The organism is Achromobacter sp. 10T422 (assembly GCF_056394065.1).
On the sequence record NZ_JBFTHD010000003.1, the window covers coordinates 15,034 to 29,593 of the forward strand.

Genomic DNA, 14,560 nt, shown 5'->3' on the forward strand with positions numbered 1-14,560 from the left:
ACAATTTAAATTGCCTTAACATCCCATTAGCATTGCTAATACTTTTAGGGCATGACATGCGCAATCTGGATCTGGACCTGCTTCGCACGCTAACGGCCATCGCCCAGCACGAGACGTTCTCGGAAGCCGCCAATCGGCTGCATAAAACGCAGTCGGCGATTACGCAGCAGATGCAGCGGCTGGAATCCACCATTGGCCTGCCACTGTTCGAAAAGCAGGGGCGCAACAAGGTGCTGTCATCGCATGGACGCCGGCTGGTGGAATATGCGCGCCACATGCTCGCCATCAACGATGAAGCGCTGCGCGCCTTGCAGGACGGTCCGCTGGAAGGGGATTTGCGGCTGGGCGCGCCGTTGGACGTGGCGGACACCATCTTGCCCACGCTGCTGACGCACATCGCTCGGTCAGCGCCACGTGTGAAGCTCGAGATTCGCGTGGATCGCAGCCCCTTCCTGATGGATGCCCTGCGTGCGGGCGAAATCGACCTCACCATCTCCACGCGTTTTGATCAGGACTTCGAAGGCGTGGCGCTACGCACGTCACCCACGGTGTGGTTGGCGTCTGCCGACTATGTGCATGACGTGCACGCGCCCGTGCCGCTGGTGCTGGCCGATGAGCCCAGCATCTTTCGCCGGCTGGCCTTGAATGCGCTGGAGCAGGCGCGGGTGCGCTGGCACACCAACTATGTGGCGCCGAACCTGGTGGGGATCAAAGCGGCGTTGCGCGCCGGTCTGGGCGTGACGGCCCGCAGCGTGGAACTACTGGGGCCCGAGATGCGCGTGCTGGGAGAAAAGGAAGGGCTGCCGCCCTTGCCGGACGTCACCTACTTCCTGTGGATAAGACGTGATCTGATCAATCCGCTGACGCGGCAGGTCTATGACATGCTGCGGACCAACCTGGGGCTGGCGCAACAAGGCGACGCTCAGTAGCGGTCGAACACCGCTTGCATGGCGGCGGCGTCGCGCGTGACGGACAGGGCCAGCATCAGCAGGATGCGCGCCTTTTGCGGATTCAGGTCACGCGCCGCGATAAAGCCCAGGCTGCCGTCGTCCAGCTCAACATCGCGCGCCACGAAGCCGCTGCCGGTGCGGCTGGACCGCACCACGGCCACGCCGCGATCTGCCGCACGGCTCAATGCGTCAATGGCCAGATCGGTGGCGTTGCCATCGCCCACGCCGGCCAGCACGATGCCATCCACGCTATCGGTCAGGAATTCGATCAAATCGGCTTGCAGGTTGGCATGGGCGTAGACGATGTCTACGCGCGGCCAGCCCGCCCTTTCCAGCAATGCGAGTGAAAACTCGCTTTGTATCGTGTGCGTAGTGGTGTTGCGTGAATAGAAGCACGGCGCGCCGCCATGCATGACGCCTGCGCGGCCACGATTGGGCGACGCAAACGCGCACAGGCCTGCGCTGGCGATCTTCTGGATTTCGCGGGCGTAGTGCACGTCTTCATTCATGACGACAAGCGGCCCACGGCCGCGCGCGTCGGGGTGACGGGCAAGCGCCACCGCGTTATACAAGTTGGCCGGGCCTTCCGCGCCCAACGCCGTGGCGGGACGCATGGCGCCCACCAGCACAACAGGCTTGTCGTGCTGGATAACCAGGCTCAGGAAGTACGCGGTTTCTTCAAGCGTATCGGTGCCGTGCGTGATGACAATGCCGGCCACCGAAGCGTCCTGGCACAGGGTGTTCACGCGTTCGGCCAGCGCACTCCACACGGCGTGCGTCATGTTCTGGCTGCCCACATTCGCGACCTGTTCAGCGCGAATCTCGGCAATGCCGGACAACTGCGGCACAGCGGCCAGCAAGTCGTTCACCGAGAACGATCCTGCCTTGTAGCCGGCAGACGTGGCGTCGGCCTGGGCGCCCGCAATGGTGCCGCCCGTGGCCAGCACGGCGATCACCGGCAAGGCTTGCTCAAGCATCCACGACTCCGGACAAGCCTTGGCGTTCCAGCAGCGAGTTCAGGTGTTCCCACCCATGGAAGTCGATGACGATCTGCCCTTTCTCTTTAGCGCCCACCTTCAGGGCGACACGCGTGCCCAGGTGATCGGACAAGGCTTCTTCCAGACGCGTCAGATCACGCGATACGCCATTGGTCTTTTTGCGCGGGGATGCCGCGGACTCCGTGTCCTTGGCGGTCTTCGCAACCAGCTTTTCCGCTTCCCGCACCGACAGACGGCGCGCGATGATCTGGTTGGCCAGCTGGATCTGCGTGGCCGCGTCCACGGCCAACAGCGCGCGGGCATGGCCCATGTCGACGTCGCCCGCCAGCAGCATCGTTTGCACGGGCGCGGCCAGGTTCAACAGACGCAGCAGATTGCTGGTGGCGGACCGCGAACGGCCGATCGCTTGCGCGGCCTGCTCGTGTGTCAGGCCGAATTCGTCCAGCAGGCGGCGCACGCCGTGCGCCTCTTCCAGCGGATTCAGATCTTCGCGCTGGATGTTTTCAATCAGCGCCATGACGGCCGCGTTCTCGTCGGCCACTTCACGCACAAGCACCGGCACTTCCTTCAAGCCGGCAATCTGCGCGGCGCGGTAGCGGCGTTCGCCTGCGATGATCTCGTAATGGCCGGGCGCGGTCTCGCCCAGTGCGCGCACAAGAATGGGTTGCATGATGCCTTGTGTGCGGATCGATTCGGCCAGCTCACCCAGGGCGCCCTCGTCCATGCGCGTGCGCGGCTGATACTTGCCGGCGCGCATCTTCGAGATGGGCAAGGTGGATGGCGGACCCTCGGGCTTGGCCGCGACGGCCTTGCCGATGTTGTCGATCGCAGGCGCGTCCGCGCCAAGCAAGGCGTCCAGTCCGCGACCCAATCCCTTGGGTTTCTTGGTGGCCATAGTTAAATCCTCTTTCCTTCTGTTTTTGTATCCCGAGCCAGGCTCAGGCGTCCGTCTGCTCGGCGGGCAGACGGTACCAATACGCGTAACAGTCTTTGAAACCGTAGCGGCCATACAAGGCCCGCGCGGCGGTATTCTCCGGCTCGACCTGCAGGTACGCGGTCGTGGCGCCGCCGGCGGCGCCTTCGGTCAATAGATGATCTACCAGGGCGTCGGCGTAGCCTTTACGCCGTTGCCCCGGATCGGTGACGATGTCGAACAGACCAAGCAAGTCGCCATCGCGGACGGCCAAGCCCGCGGCAACGCACTGCTCGTGCGCGTCAAAAACCAGCACCGGCTGCTTATCCACAGCCAGCCCTTGCAGACGCGCTTGATGTTCACCGATATGTTCGGGCGCCGAGCCGCGCATTGCCCCGACCACTTGCGCGAAGCGGCCGGTGTCGACATTCCTGAAAAACAGGCCGCCCCGGACGCCAGGCCTGGGGGCGAGCGACATGCTCATGACTCGGGTCTCACCGGTGAAGGTATAGCCGCGGGACTCCAGCTCGGCGTCCAGGGAAAAATCGGGGCCGATGGAGGTAATGCGCAGCACCATGGGCAAGCCATGGCGCGCATACAACGAAGAACAATACGCCAGCCGCTCGTCCAGCGGACGTGTGGATAACCCCAGCACGTTCACGCTGCGCACCCGCTTGGCTTCCGCACGCGAGAAGCGCACCAGCCAGCCATCATAGAGCAGCTGCGCGCCGACCGCCGTGGCGTTCAGTGCGGCCTCTTCAAGACGCACGCGCAAGCTGTCGCGCACGTCGGCGGGCGGCGTGTGTGAGGCTTGCGATGCAGTCGGAGAAAAGAGCGCGGCAACGGACATGGGTACGGCTTACTTCAAGTCCTTTCTGACGCGTTCGATCATTTCAGCGCCGAACGAGATGTAGGCTTGCGCGCCGCGTGACGCGCGGTCATACACCACACCCGGCATGCCGTAACTGGGTGCTTCAGCCAGACGCACGTTGCGCGGCACGACGGTCTTGAAGACCTTGTCGCCAAAGTGCGCTTCAAGCTGCGCCGACACTTGCTGTTGCAGCGTCATGCGCGGATCGAACATCACACGCAACAATCCGATGACACGCAGGTCGTCGTTGATGTTGCGGTGAACCCGCTTGATGGTGTTGACCAGGTCAGACAAGCCTTCCAGCGCGAAGTACTCGCACTGCATCGGGATGATGACGCCGTGGGCGGCGGCCAGACCATTCAGGGTCAGCAGGGACAAAGTCGGCGGGCAATCGATCAGCACGAAATCGTATTGGGTGGCGACGGTGTCCAGCGCGGACTTCAATTGGCGCTCGCGCTCTTCCATCTGCACCAGGTCAATCTCGGCGCCGGACAGCTCGCGGTTGGCGGGCAGCACGTCGTAGCCGCCGGATTCCGACTTCACGCGGGCCTGCTCAATCGTGGCCTCGCCGATCAGCACTTGGTACAGGTTCGACTCCAGCGCATTCTTGTCGATGCCGCTGCCCATCGTGGCGTTGCCTTGTGGGTCCAGGTCCACCAGCAGCACGCGCTGATTGTGCGTGGCAAGACCCGCCGCCAAATTGATGGCGGTCGTCGTCTTGCCCACACCGCCCTTCTGGTTGGCAATGCAGAAGACGCGGGCGGTTGTGCTGGGGGGTAAGTTCTTCATAGGGTTCCTTGACTGCGTCCTTCGCTGCGTTCTTCGTTGCGGCGCATCCAGATCAGACAGCGCTCTGCTTGCAGCTCCGGCACCTGGAGCGGCTGAATATGGTCGACTTGCCATTCCCCGCGCGCATGCAATGCCTGAATTTCTTCTTCGGGGACCTTGCCCTTCATGGCGACGAGGGTACCATCGTTGCGCACGTGGCGACCCGCAAGCTGCGCAAAATCATCCAGGGATGCGAAGGCCCGCGAGGTCACGATGTCGCACTCGGCCGGGTCCAGCGTTTCAATGCGTGCATGGCGCGCTTGCAGGTTAGGCAGCGTCAGTGCGCCGCTCATCTGGCGCACGAATGCGGTTTTCTTTTCAACGGCGTCGATGCAGGTCACGGACCACGTGGGCCGCATGATGGCGAGAACGACGCCAGGCAGTCCACCACCCGATCCCACGTCGTAGACCTTGGCCGCGTCGAGATCGGCGCCCAGCGCGTCGCTGAACGGCCCGACGGCGGCCAGGCTGTCGAACAAGTGCTGAATCAGCATCTGCTGCGGATCGCGGATGGCGGTGAGGTTGTACGTGCGGTTCCAGCGCTGCATCTGCGACAGATAGTTCAGCAGCTTGGCTTGTGCGGCGGCGTCAGCGCGCAGCCCCAGCTGCTCGCATGCGCGAGAGAGGCGGCCGGCCATGTCAGCGCCGGCCTGATCGGTATAGGCGGTCATGCGGCTTGCTTGCGCGAGCCGTAATGCAGGCGCTTCAGGTGGATGAGCAACAACGAGATTGCAGCGGGAGTCACGCCGGATATGCGAGCGGCTTGGCCCACCGTTTCCGGACGATGCGTCTTCAGCTTCTGGCGCACTTCGAACGACAGGCTCGTCACGGCGTCGTAATCCACGTCGGCCGGGATGGGCTGCTGTTCGTGCGAAATCTGCTTCTGGACTTCTTCCTGCTGGCGCGCGATGTAGCCGGCGTACTTCAGCTGGATCTCGACCTGTTCGGCCAAGACGTCATCCGCAACCACACCGGGGCCGGCCAGCAGCGAACCGTCGGCGTTCTGCACCGCCATCAACGCTTCATATGAAACATTCGGGCGTTTCAGCAGATCAGCTAGTGAGTACTCACGTTCAATCGACTTGCCCAGCAAGGGTTCCGCGATCTCAGGCGGCATCACGCGCGGATTCACCCACGAGGATTTCAACCGTTCAACTTCCGCAGCCACCGCGTCGCGCTTGCGATTGAAAGCATCCCAGCGCGCGTCGTCGACGATGCCCAGCTGGCGGCCGATTTCGGTCAAGCGCAGATCGGCGTTGTCTTCACGCAGGCTCAGGCGGTATTCGGCACGCGAGGTAAACATGCGGTACGGCTCGGTCACGCCACGCGTCACCAGGTCGTCCACCAGTACGCCCAAATAGGCTTCATCGCGGCGCGGCGTCCATTGGTCGCGGCCCAGCGACAACAGCGCGGCGTTGATGCCCGCCAGCAGCCCTTGGGCCGCCGCTTCTTCGTAACCGGTGGTGCCGTTGATCTGGCCGGCGAAGAACAGCCCGCTGATCGCCTTGGTTTCCAGCGTGCTCTTCAATCCACGTGGATCAAAGTAGTCATATTCGATGGCGTAGCCGGGGCGCATGATGTGCGCATTTTCCAGGCCACGCAGGGAATGGATCAAATCCAGCTGCACATCGAACGGCAAGCTCGTCGACACGCCGTTTGGATACACCTCGTGCGTATCCAAACCTTCGGGCTCCAGGAAGACCTGGTGCGATTCCTTGTCGGCAAAGCGATGGATCTTGTCTTCGATGGACGGGCAGTAACGCGGGCCCACTCCTTCGATCACGCCGCTGTACATCGGCGAGCGGTCCAGGCCGCCGCGGATGATGTCGTGCGTGCGGGCGTTGGTGTGGGTGATCCAGCACGGCAGCTGTCGCGGATGCATAGCCACATTGCCCATGTACGAGAACACAGGGATCGGGTCCAGGTCACCCGGCTGCTCTTCCAGAATGCTGTAGTTGATCGAGCGGCCGTCGATGCGCGGGGGCGTGCCCGTCTTCAGGCGGCCTTGCGGAAGCTTCAGTTCCTTCAGGCGCTGGCCCAGCGAAATCGCAGGGGGGTCGCCCGCGCGGCCGCCGGAATAATTCTGCAGGCCCACGTGAATCAACCCGTTCAGGAATGTGCCGGCGGTCAGCACCACCGTCTTGGCCCGAAACTTCAGGCCCACCTGGGTCACGGCACCGACAACGCGGTCGCCCTCCACCATCAAGTCTTCAACCGCCTGCTGGAACAACCACAGATTGGGCTGATTCTCGAGACGGCCACGGATCGCCTGACGGTACAGCACTCGGTCGGCCTGGGCGCGAGTCGCGCGGACGGCCGGGCCTTTCGATCCGTTAAGAATGCGGAATTGAATCCCCGCTTCGTCCGTTGCCAAAGCCATCGCGCCACCCAGGGCGTCGACTTCTTTGACAAGGTGGCCCTTGCCGATCCCGCCGATGGAGGGATTGCAAGACATTTGGCCTAGGGTTTCGATGTTGTGCGTCAACAGCAGCGTCTGGGCGCCAGCGCGGGCAGCAGCCAGGGCGGCTTCAGTGCCGGCGTGGCCGCCACCGACGACGATGACATCGAATTCGCGGGGATAGTCCATGATGGGGAGGAAAGATAAGAAGGCGTTCGGTGCTCATTATAGAGGCAGGGGTTGCATGTTTCACGTGAAACATCGCCGGGCTTGATATTGGGCGGGATGGGTACAACCCTGCCGTAGGCAATTGGCAACGAATCAGCCCGGCCGGCCAGTAAATATGTCGGCATCTGCCTCTGTTTCTAAATGGATGTTCCACGTGAAACATGTGGCTGGGCGTCGCTCCGCGCACCGGTTCAACTAGCGGGGTAGGTCCAACGATGTTTCACGTGGAACATTGGACAGGTGAAAGAACGCCGCAGGATGTACACATACTCGGCTTCACTCAAGCTTCTCCTCGATGTTCCACGTGAAACATCGAGGAGAAACAACCACGCTGACCCCACTCCTAGTATTCGCGTTGCGTCATGTTCCACGTGGAACATGAAGATCCACCCTGCCCCGATGCCAAACCAGCGACGCGAAACAGTCCGTGCGGTAACCAGCATGGCATGAGGTGCTGCCAACGGTCATAGGGCTGGTCGATCTTTTGGGGAAGGTTCCACGTGAAACATCGGGGACGGCGAGTGCAACACTCTTGAACTGCCCCAACCGTTTTTGACCACTCAATGTTCCACGTGAAACATCACCCGCGCATAACCCGTCAAAGAAGTGTTCCACGTGAAACATCCACCCTTTTGCTTTTAGGGGCCATGACCCACCAAATTTTTCGAAAACCCTCGGATGTGTTTCACGTGGAACCAGCCGGCGACCACCCAACCATGAAATTTCACGATCATTTAGTCGGCGTTGTTCCACGTGAAACAGACTAAATTTGGGGACGGCGACGATTTCGCCTAAGCGCGCATTCTTCCCAAGATGGGCCTGGGAGAGAGAAAAAAAGAGATATTTTTGACCCTACCCTACCCCTTGCCAAAAATATCGCTCTTTTGCGTTTCACGTGAAACACATCACGCAATCAAAAACGCGATTCAAGAAATACAAACCCGGATCATCGCAGAAACCGCATCCGGAAAATTTCTAAGAATGCTGGGAGGGCTGGGCGAAGCCGGTGTGAATTCGCTCTGGCTGACGACTCAGAGTTAATTCACAACCTGCGGTGGATATCTCTTTGCAGCCGAAAATTCAAAAACTTCGCCCCATCATCGGCTGTGGAGTTATCAACAGAACGCGTTCGCGCATGGGTCAACCAAAGTTCATTTTCACGATGAACAACTTTGGGGATAACTCGAAAATTCGCGCGCCGAAAGGCACTGGGAAATGATAGATCGGCACATGCGAAGCTGATTCCCCAAAAACTAAAATTCGAACAAAACGCCAACGCGTTTCATAGGGACATTGCGATTTTCATGCCTATTGAGGAACGACGAATAACCCATCAAAAGTAGCCTCTTACGGCCCCGGTTCGCGAACAAAATAACCGTGGAAAACTTTGTGGATAAGATTCGGCTATCGACCCAATTGACGGGTTCAACGGCGCAACCGGCTCGCCAATAAACCATCGAAAATCAGGCGGGAACTCTTGGGATATGCCTCAGTCAAATTGCGGCTAAATTTCACACTCGCGGATTATCCACACGCGTACTACGCGAAATCTGCGGCGATTATCCCCATCCCGCTTTTCCCCAAGCAACACAACTATCTTGCTTGAGGCGTTGCCGGTCCGCCATCATCCATTTGGCGGAGGCGCACGGTTTCATGTGAATCCCTGTGGAAAACCTGCTTGTCTGTTTTCACAGCGCATTTTCCAAGTCTCGATCGCGACGTCCGTTCGGAAGTCTCAAAGCGGTAATCCCGCAGTCATCATCGCCAGCTTATCGGTAAGAAGCCCGAAGTTTTGACCGGGAAACGCAGCGCTATCCCCATTTCTATCCACAGGCTGCGCACCTTCATTTCGGTCTCAAATCGGCAAATTCTGTGCATAACCGGGATGGGGATATCTTTGTGAACAACCGTCCCCGCAAACTCAAAAACGGGCTGTGGCGTGATCCAGAAAGTCATCTCTTAATGCGCCTGGCGCGACTGATAACAATGTGGAAAACCCCGCTAAACACCCGTTTTCCCTAGGGAAAGGCCGTGTTTCACGTTGAGCAAGACGCGTAAGGCAGGGAGCGCCGGCGCCATTGCGGCGCGTTCAAAAGCAAGTTTGGAAAAACTGTTTTTCTGTGCAAAACCCAAGGCCAGGGAATGCCTTTGCTTCATTTATGAGCACAAAAATCTTGATGCCCAAAAATAATTATCCACAGACTTATCCAAGGGTAGAGGATAAGTTAGTGAACACTAACTACGGCTGGGATTCAGAGATGGATGGCGCGCGCAAAGTGGCGTCTTAAATGAAACAACGCCCCAGACTCGGAAGTCTTGGGGCGTTGTAGCCAGGTCGGACCTGGCGGACGGGAAATTGGGATTTCCCGATTTAGAGCGGGCGAATTTCGGCCGCTTGAGGTCCTTTCGGACCATCCTTAACTTCGAATTCGACTTCCTGGCCTTCGTTCAGGCTGCGATAGCCGCGGCCCTGGATGGCGGAAAAGTGTGCGAAAACGTCGGTCCCGCCAACATCCGKAGTAATGAAACCGAAACCCTTGTCAGCGTTGAACCACTTAACTTTGCCCTTCTGAGCCATTTTCTCTAGCGTCCTGTAATTAAGTCGAAATGCAATGAATCAAGGACGCCGTGAGAACTGAACGATCGGTAGAAGTACCTTGCGTTGCTGCTGCGTTCCCGCTCGTCGCCGAGCAACAGAACGAGTCCGCGCGCTGCTTGAATCAACTGCGGAATCAGCATACTCATCCGGCATTACCGGCTCATATTGTTGTTTACCCCAATGTCTCTTTTTTCAGACTCGCACTGAAGTACCGCTAGGCGGAATTCATCTGCCGGCGCGCCAAAAACGCATAAATCGGACCCGTCACAATCACCACGAAAACCATGCGCGTCACGTGGAATGCGGTGACCACCGGGACGCCCAATTGCAGCACTTTGGCGGTGATTGCCATCTCGGCGATGCCGCCCGGTGTGGTGCCTAGAATCAGCGTCGGAACAGGCGCTGCCGACCAATACGACAGCAACGCCCCCAGCCCGAACGCCAAGGCCAGCGCACTGATCGTAAACGCCGCAACCACCGCAATAAATCGCGGCGCAGCGCGGAAGAAATCGGGGCGGTAACGATCGCCCAGCGACCAGCCGATGAAGAGCTGCCCCACCTTCGGCACGACGTCCGGCAAGGCCGATAGCTCGATGCCCGACACCGTCAGAATCATCGCCACGAGCATCGGCCCCAGCACCCACGGATTCGGCAACCGCAGCTTCATGAAAATCACGCCGCCCATGCACGTCAGCGCCACCAGCGCGGCAAGGCCTGCGCCATCCACCGTCTTCGGCCCTGGCACCGTCGGGTCCAGCCCCGCCACGCCCCACCATTGAAAAATGAACGGCACCGTCACCACCACCAGCAACACGCGCACGCTGTGCGCCGTCGCCACACGATCAATGCGCGCACCGTGCCGTTCCGCCAGGCTGGCCATTTCACTGGCGCCGCCAATCGCAGACGAGAACCATGCGGTCTTGAAGTCCGCATCTGTATAACGGCGCAGCATGGCCGTGCCCAAGAACGCCAGCGCCAATGCGAACAGCATGCCCACAACGATGGGCCCGGCATTGGTGCCGATATGCCCGACTACCTGCGGCGTGAAATACAGCCCCAGCGACGTCCCGATAACCCATTGCCCGCCGTTGCGCGCCGGGCGCGGGCAGACCGTCCCCAAACCCGCAATACGCGTCGCTGCGGTCACCAGCAAGGCTCCCAGCATCCAGGGCAAGGGCAGATGCGCCCATACCGCGAACCACGCCCCGGCCAGCGCAATCGTCAAACCGCCCAGCACCCTTAACAACATGTTCTGACCCACGATTCCTTCCACGTGCATAGCTAATACGAAAAACGAATTATGAGTTAGTGGGATACTTACGAAAAATTTCTCTGCCTACCAGCGTTCACCTTCGCATCCACCATGATCCGATCCAAACTTCCCGACGTCGGCACCACCATCTTCACCGTGATGAGCCGCCTGGCCATCGAACACAAGGCCATCAACCTGGGCCAGGGCTTTCCGGACTTCGACCCCGACCCCGCGTTGTGCGCACTCGTGACCCAGGCCATGGCCAACGGCCATAACCAGTACCCGTACATGCCCGGCGTTGCGCCCTTGCGCGAAGCCATCGCCGCCAAGACGCGCGAACTCTATGGCCACGCCTACGACCCGGAAACCGAGATCACCGTCACCAGCGGCGCTACCGAAGCGCTGATGGCCACCGTGCTGGCCGCCGTGAACAGCGGCGACGAAGTGGTCGTCATCGAACCCTGCTACGACTCTTACCTGCCGGCCATCCGCCTGGCGGGCGGCACAGCGGTGCCGGTGCCGTTGCGCGCCCCCACCGAGGCCGACCCCTACTACCGCATCGATTGGCAGCGTGTGCGCGACGCCATCACGTCCAAGACGCGCCTCTTGATGTTGAACTTCCCGCACAACCCCACCGGGGCCGTGCTGGACGACAGCGATCTGGATGCGCTGGAAGCCATCGTGCGTGATACCGGCGTGCTGCTGGTGTCAGATGAGGTCTATGAGCACATCGTGTTCGACGGCAAGCCGCATGCCAGCGTTGCGCGCCGTCCGCTGCTGGCCGAACACGCGTTTGTCATTTCGTCATTCGGCAAGACGTACCACACGACCGGCTGGAAGATCGGCTATTGCTGCGCACCGCGACAACTGAGCGCCGAGCTGCGCAAGGTGCACCAGTTCATGGTGTTCACGGTGCCCTCGCCGATGCAATTCGCCTTGGCGGAATTCATGCGCGATCCCAAGCCCTACCTGGACTTGCCCGCCTTCTACCAAGCCAAACGCGACCGCCTGTCGCAAGGCCTGGCCAAGACGCGCTTCCGCCCGCTGCCCAGCCCCGGCACCTTCTTCCTGCTGGCCGACTACAGCCAGATTTCCAAACAGAACGAAGCCGACTTTGCACGCGACCTGACGGTGAATCATGGCGTGACGGTAATTCCCGTTTCTGCCTTTTATCGTCATCCTGACGCTGCAGAATCCAACCATCGGATCGTGCGCTTCTGCTTCGCAAAGAAGGATGCAACGCTGGACGCGGCGCTGGAGCGATTGGCGCAGGTGTAAGCCAAAAATATGAATATGAGTAAATACTCATATTCATAACTGAAAAGCGCAAATGAAAACCGAAAATAAAAAGCGCAAATGAACAGAACAAATTTAATGAATAAATGAACAAGGGGCGCCGCAAGCGCCCCTTGTCTTTTTTCCGCCTATCTATACGCGATCACACCGCGCCAGCCGCAAGCTTCCTGGACTTGCGAATCCTGCGCATCACCTGCGGCACCACGACTACCGCCGCTGCCGCCGCCCACAAGCCCATCGACACAGGGCTAGCAAACAGCACGCCCACGTCGCCATCCGTCATCGACAAGGCGCGGCGCAGGTTCTGCTCCATCATGTTGCCCAGCACCACGCCCAGCACCAGCGGCGCCATCGGCACGCCGAACTTGCGCAGGAAGTAGCCCAACGCGCCGATGCCCGCCACCAGCAACAGATCAAACGTGCCGGCGTTGATGGCATACACGCCGATATAGCTGATGCACAGAATGCCTGGCACCATCAGCCAGCCCGGCACCGACAGCACCTTCGAGAAGAAGCGCACCAGCGGCACGTTCATGATGAACAGCAACACGTTGGCGACAAACAGCGACGCGATCAAGCCCCACACCAGTTCGGGCTTGGTTTCAAACAGCACCGGACCCGGCGTGATGTTGTAGAGCGTCAGCGCGCCCATCATGACGGCCGTCGTGCCCGAACCCGGCACGCCCAGCGTCAGCATGGGGACGAACGAGCCAATCGCCGATGCCGTAGCCGCAGCCTCGGGCGCCACCAGGCCGCGCATATCGCCCTTGCCGAATTTGGCCTCGGGGTCTTTCGCTTCGATGATGCGCTTTTCCTGCGAGTACGCGACGGCGGCCGCCACGCTTGCGCCCGCCCCCGGCAACACGCCGACGCCAAAGCCCACCAAGGCGCTGCGCACCACGCTCCACCACGTGAACGCCAGCTCTTTCAAATTGAAGAGTTTTCGGCCACTGGGTTTGACCTCGACGCTATGACCGGCCATCACTTTTTCCAGCATCTCCAGCATCTCGCTGACCGCAAACAGCGCAATCACGACAACGACAAAATCGATGCCGTCGGCCAGGTGTACAGACTCGAAGGTATAGCGGTATACGCCGGAATTCGCGTCCACGCCAACCACTGAAATCGACAACCCGATCATGGCCGCCAACACGCCTTTTACCGGCTGCTTGCCCAGCAAACTCGTCAGGCAGCAGAACGCGAAAATCATCAGCACGAAGTACTCGGCAGGGCCAAACGCCAACGCCCATTTCGCCAACATCGGCGCAAGCAGAATGATGCCAACCACGGAAACGATGGCACCAAAAAAGGCTGACCATGCCGACAGCGACAACGCCACATTGGCCAAGCCTTGGCGCGCCAGCGGATAGCCATCCAGCGTGGTCATGATGGCGCTGGCCTCGCCCGGCACGTTCAGCAAAATGGCCGTGATGCGGCCGCCGTACTCGGCGCCCACATACACCGCCGCCAGCAGGATCAGCGCGGTTTCGGGCGGCAGGTTCATCGCGAACGCGATCGGAATCAGCATCGCCACGCCGTTTACCGGCCCCAGGCCCGGCAACACGCCGACCATGGTGCCGATGGACGAACCGATCATGGCCACCAGAATGTTGGTCAGCGAGAAGGCGACGCCAAAGCCAATCGCCAGATGATCAAGAATGCCGCTCATATCAGGGTCTCCAGCAGTCCGCCGGGCAAGACCACGTCCAGCACCTTGTCGAACAACACGAAAAAGAAAAGGCTCATGACGACGCCGCCGATGGCGCACTTGACCCAGCCGCCCCCGAACAAGCGGCCGACAAACACCGTCATCAACGAGGTCGCAACAACAAAGCCCAGCCACTGGAACAAGAAGGCATAGCCCACGGTGAACGCCATCATCAGCGCAATGCGGCCGTTGGCGCCGGGCGGATTGGCTTCGACCGAATGGCCGCCCTTGCAGACCAGCCACAAGCCGCACAGGCCGATGATGCCGGCCAGCAGCAAGGGGAAGGCGCGCGGGCCTACCGGTTCGTACGCGAAGGGCGCTTCAATGCCCCACCCCGCTGCTGTCATGAAGGCCGCCAGCGCCAACGCGCCGATGCCCAGGATTCGATCGTTCATGATCCACTTTCCGTTGTTGTGGGGATCGCGCGGCGCAGCCGCCCCCAACGCCGCCCAAGACGTGGGCGGCGCGGATGCGCGATCGGATGGGAGTGAAGCGGCCTTTCGGTCAGCCTCTTCTGGC

13 protein-coding genes are annotated in these 14,560 nt (G+C 60.4%); 2 read left to right on the forward strand and 11 right to left on the reverse strand.

What is annotated here, in order from left to right; translation table 11 throughout:
- Positions 1–56 precede the first annotated feature (56 nt).
- Complete coding sequence (locus tag AC1DB0_RS07710) at positions 57–929, forward strand: LysR substrate-binding domain-containing protein (RefSeq protein ID WP_054420872.1); 873 nt, start codon at positions 57–59, stop codon at positions 927–929.
- Here AC1DB0_RS07710 and AC1DB0_RS07715 read toward each other — a convergent pair.
- The 9 genes from AC1DB0_RS07715 to AC1DB0_RS07755 all read right to left on the reverse strand — a co-directional run bounded on the left by AC1DB0_RS07715 (position 923) and on the right by AC1DB0_RS07755 (position 11,064).
- Entirely contained in the window at positions 923–1,927 is a 1,005-nt protein-coding gene (locus tag AC1DB0_RS07715; protein WP_476757312.1) for an asparaginase, read from the reverse strand. The two genes, AC1DB0_RS07710 and AC1DB0_RS07715, sit on opposite strands and share 7 nt — an antisense overlap.
- Positions 1,920–2,843 (reverse strand): ParB/RepB/Spo0J family partition protein, encoded by a 924-nt coding sequence (locus AC1DB0_RS07720; RefSeq protein WP_054420874.1) that lies wholly within the window; start codon positions 2,841–2,843, stop codon positions 1,920–1,922. The genes AC1DB0_RS07715 and AC1DB0_RS07720 overlap by 8 nt, the downstream gene beginning before the upstream one ends.
- A 43-nt stretch (positions 2,844–2,886) precedes the next feature.
- Positions 2,887–3,711, reverse strand: coding sequence for a GNAT family N-acetyltransferase (locus AC1DB0_RS07725; protein WP_175170427.1), 825 nt, complete (start codon positions 3,709–3,711; stop codon positions 2,887–2,889).
- 9 nt (positions 3,712–3,720) lie between these two features.
- The gene (locus AC1DB0_RS07730; protein ID WP_054420876.1) at positions 3,721–4,521 is read right to left on the reverse strand and encodes a ParA family protein; all 801 of its coding nucleotides are present in this window, start codon (positions 4,519–4,521) and stop codon (positions 3,721–3,723) included.
- A complete protein-coding gene (gene rsmG / locus AC1DB0_RS07735; protein WP_342067512.1) occupies positions 4,518–5,231 on the reverse strand; it encodes a 16S rRNA (guanine(527)-N(7))-methyltransferase RsmG in 714 nt (237 codons plus the stop codon). Before rsmG ends, AC1DB0_RS07730 begins: the two co-directional genes overlap by 4 nt.
- Complete coding sequence (mnmG, locus tag AC1DB0_RS07740) at positions 5,228–7,147, reverse strand: tRNA uridine-5-carboxymethylaminomethyl(34) synthesis enzyme MnmG (RefSeq protein ID WP_476757313.1); 1,920 nt, start codon at positions 7,145–7,147, stop codon at positions 5,228–5,230. The genes rsmG and mnmG overlap by 4 nt, the downstream gene beginning before the upstream one ends.
- Positions 7,148–8,944: 1,797 nt before the next feature.
- Positions 8,945–9,142 (reverse strand): hypothetical protein, encoded by a 198-nt coding sequence (locus AC1DB0_RS07745; protein WP_175170430.1) that lies wholly within the window; start codon positions 9,140–9,142, stop codon positions 8,945–8,947.
- Positions 9,143–9,557: 415 nt separating this feature from the next.
- Positions 9,558–9,764 carry a cold-shock protein gene (locus AC1DB0_RS07750; protein WP_476758638.1) on the reverse strand — a complete coding sequence of 69 codons (207 nt, stop codon included), beginning with the start codon at positions 9,762–9,764 and terminating at the stop codon, positions 9,558–9,560.
- A 235-nt stretch (positions 9,765–9,999) separates the two neighbouring features.
- Positions 10,000–11,064, reverse strand: coding sequence for an AbrB family transcriptional regulator (locus tag AC1DB0_RS07755; RefSeq protein ID WP_476757314.1), 1,065 nt, complete (start codon positions 11,062–11,064; stop codon positions 10,000–10,002).
- Positions 11,065–11,148: 84 nt separating this feature from the next.
- On the opposite strand from AC1DB0_RS07755, the gene AC1DB0_RS07760 reads away from it, so the two are divergent.
- Positions 11,149–12,315 (forward strand): pyridoxal phosphate-dependent aminotransferase, encoded by a 1,167-nt coding sequence (locus AC1DB0_RS07760; RefSeq protein WP_054420880.1) that lies wholly within the window; start codon positions 11,149–11,151, stop codon positions 12,313–12,315.
- Positions 12,316–12,475: 160 nt separating this feature from the next.
- Here AC1DB0_RS07760 and AC1DB0_RS07765 read toward each other — a convergent pair whose 3' ends face one another.
- Together AC1DB0_RS07765 and AC1DB0_RS07770 are read right to left on the reverse strand one after the other, a co-directional pair.
- On the reverse strand, positions 12,476–14,002 hold the full coding sequence (locus AC1DB0_RS07765; RefSeq protein WP_476757315.1) for a tripartite tricarboxylate transporter permease: 1,527 nt from the start codon (positions 14,000–14,002) through the stop codon (positions 12,476–12,478).
- The gene (locus tag AC1DB0_RS07770; RefSeq protein WP_476757316.1) at positions 13,999–14,436 is read right to left on the reverse strand and encodes a tripartite tricarboxylate transporter TctB family protein; all 438 of its coding nucleotides are present in this window, start codon (positions 14,434–14,436) and stop codon (positions 13,999–14,001) included. The genes AC1DB0_RS07765 and AC1DB0_RS07770 overlap by 4 nt, the downstream gene beginning before the upstream one ends.
- Positions 14,437–14,560: the final 124 nt, after the last annotated feature.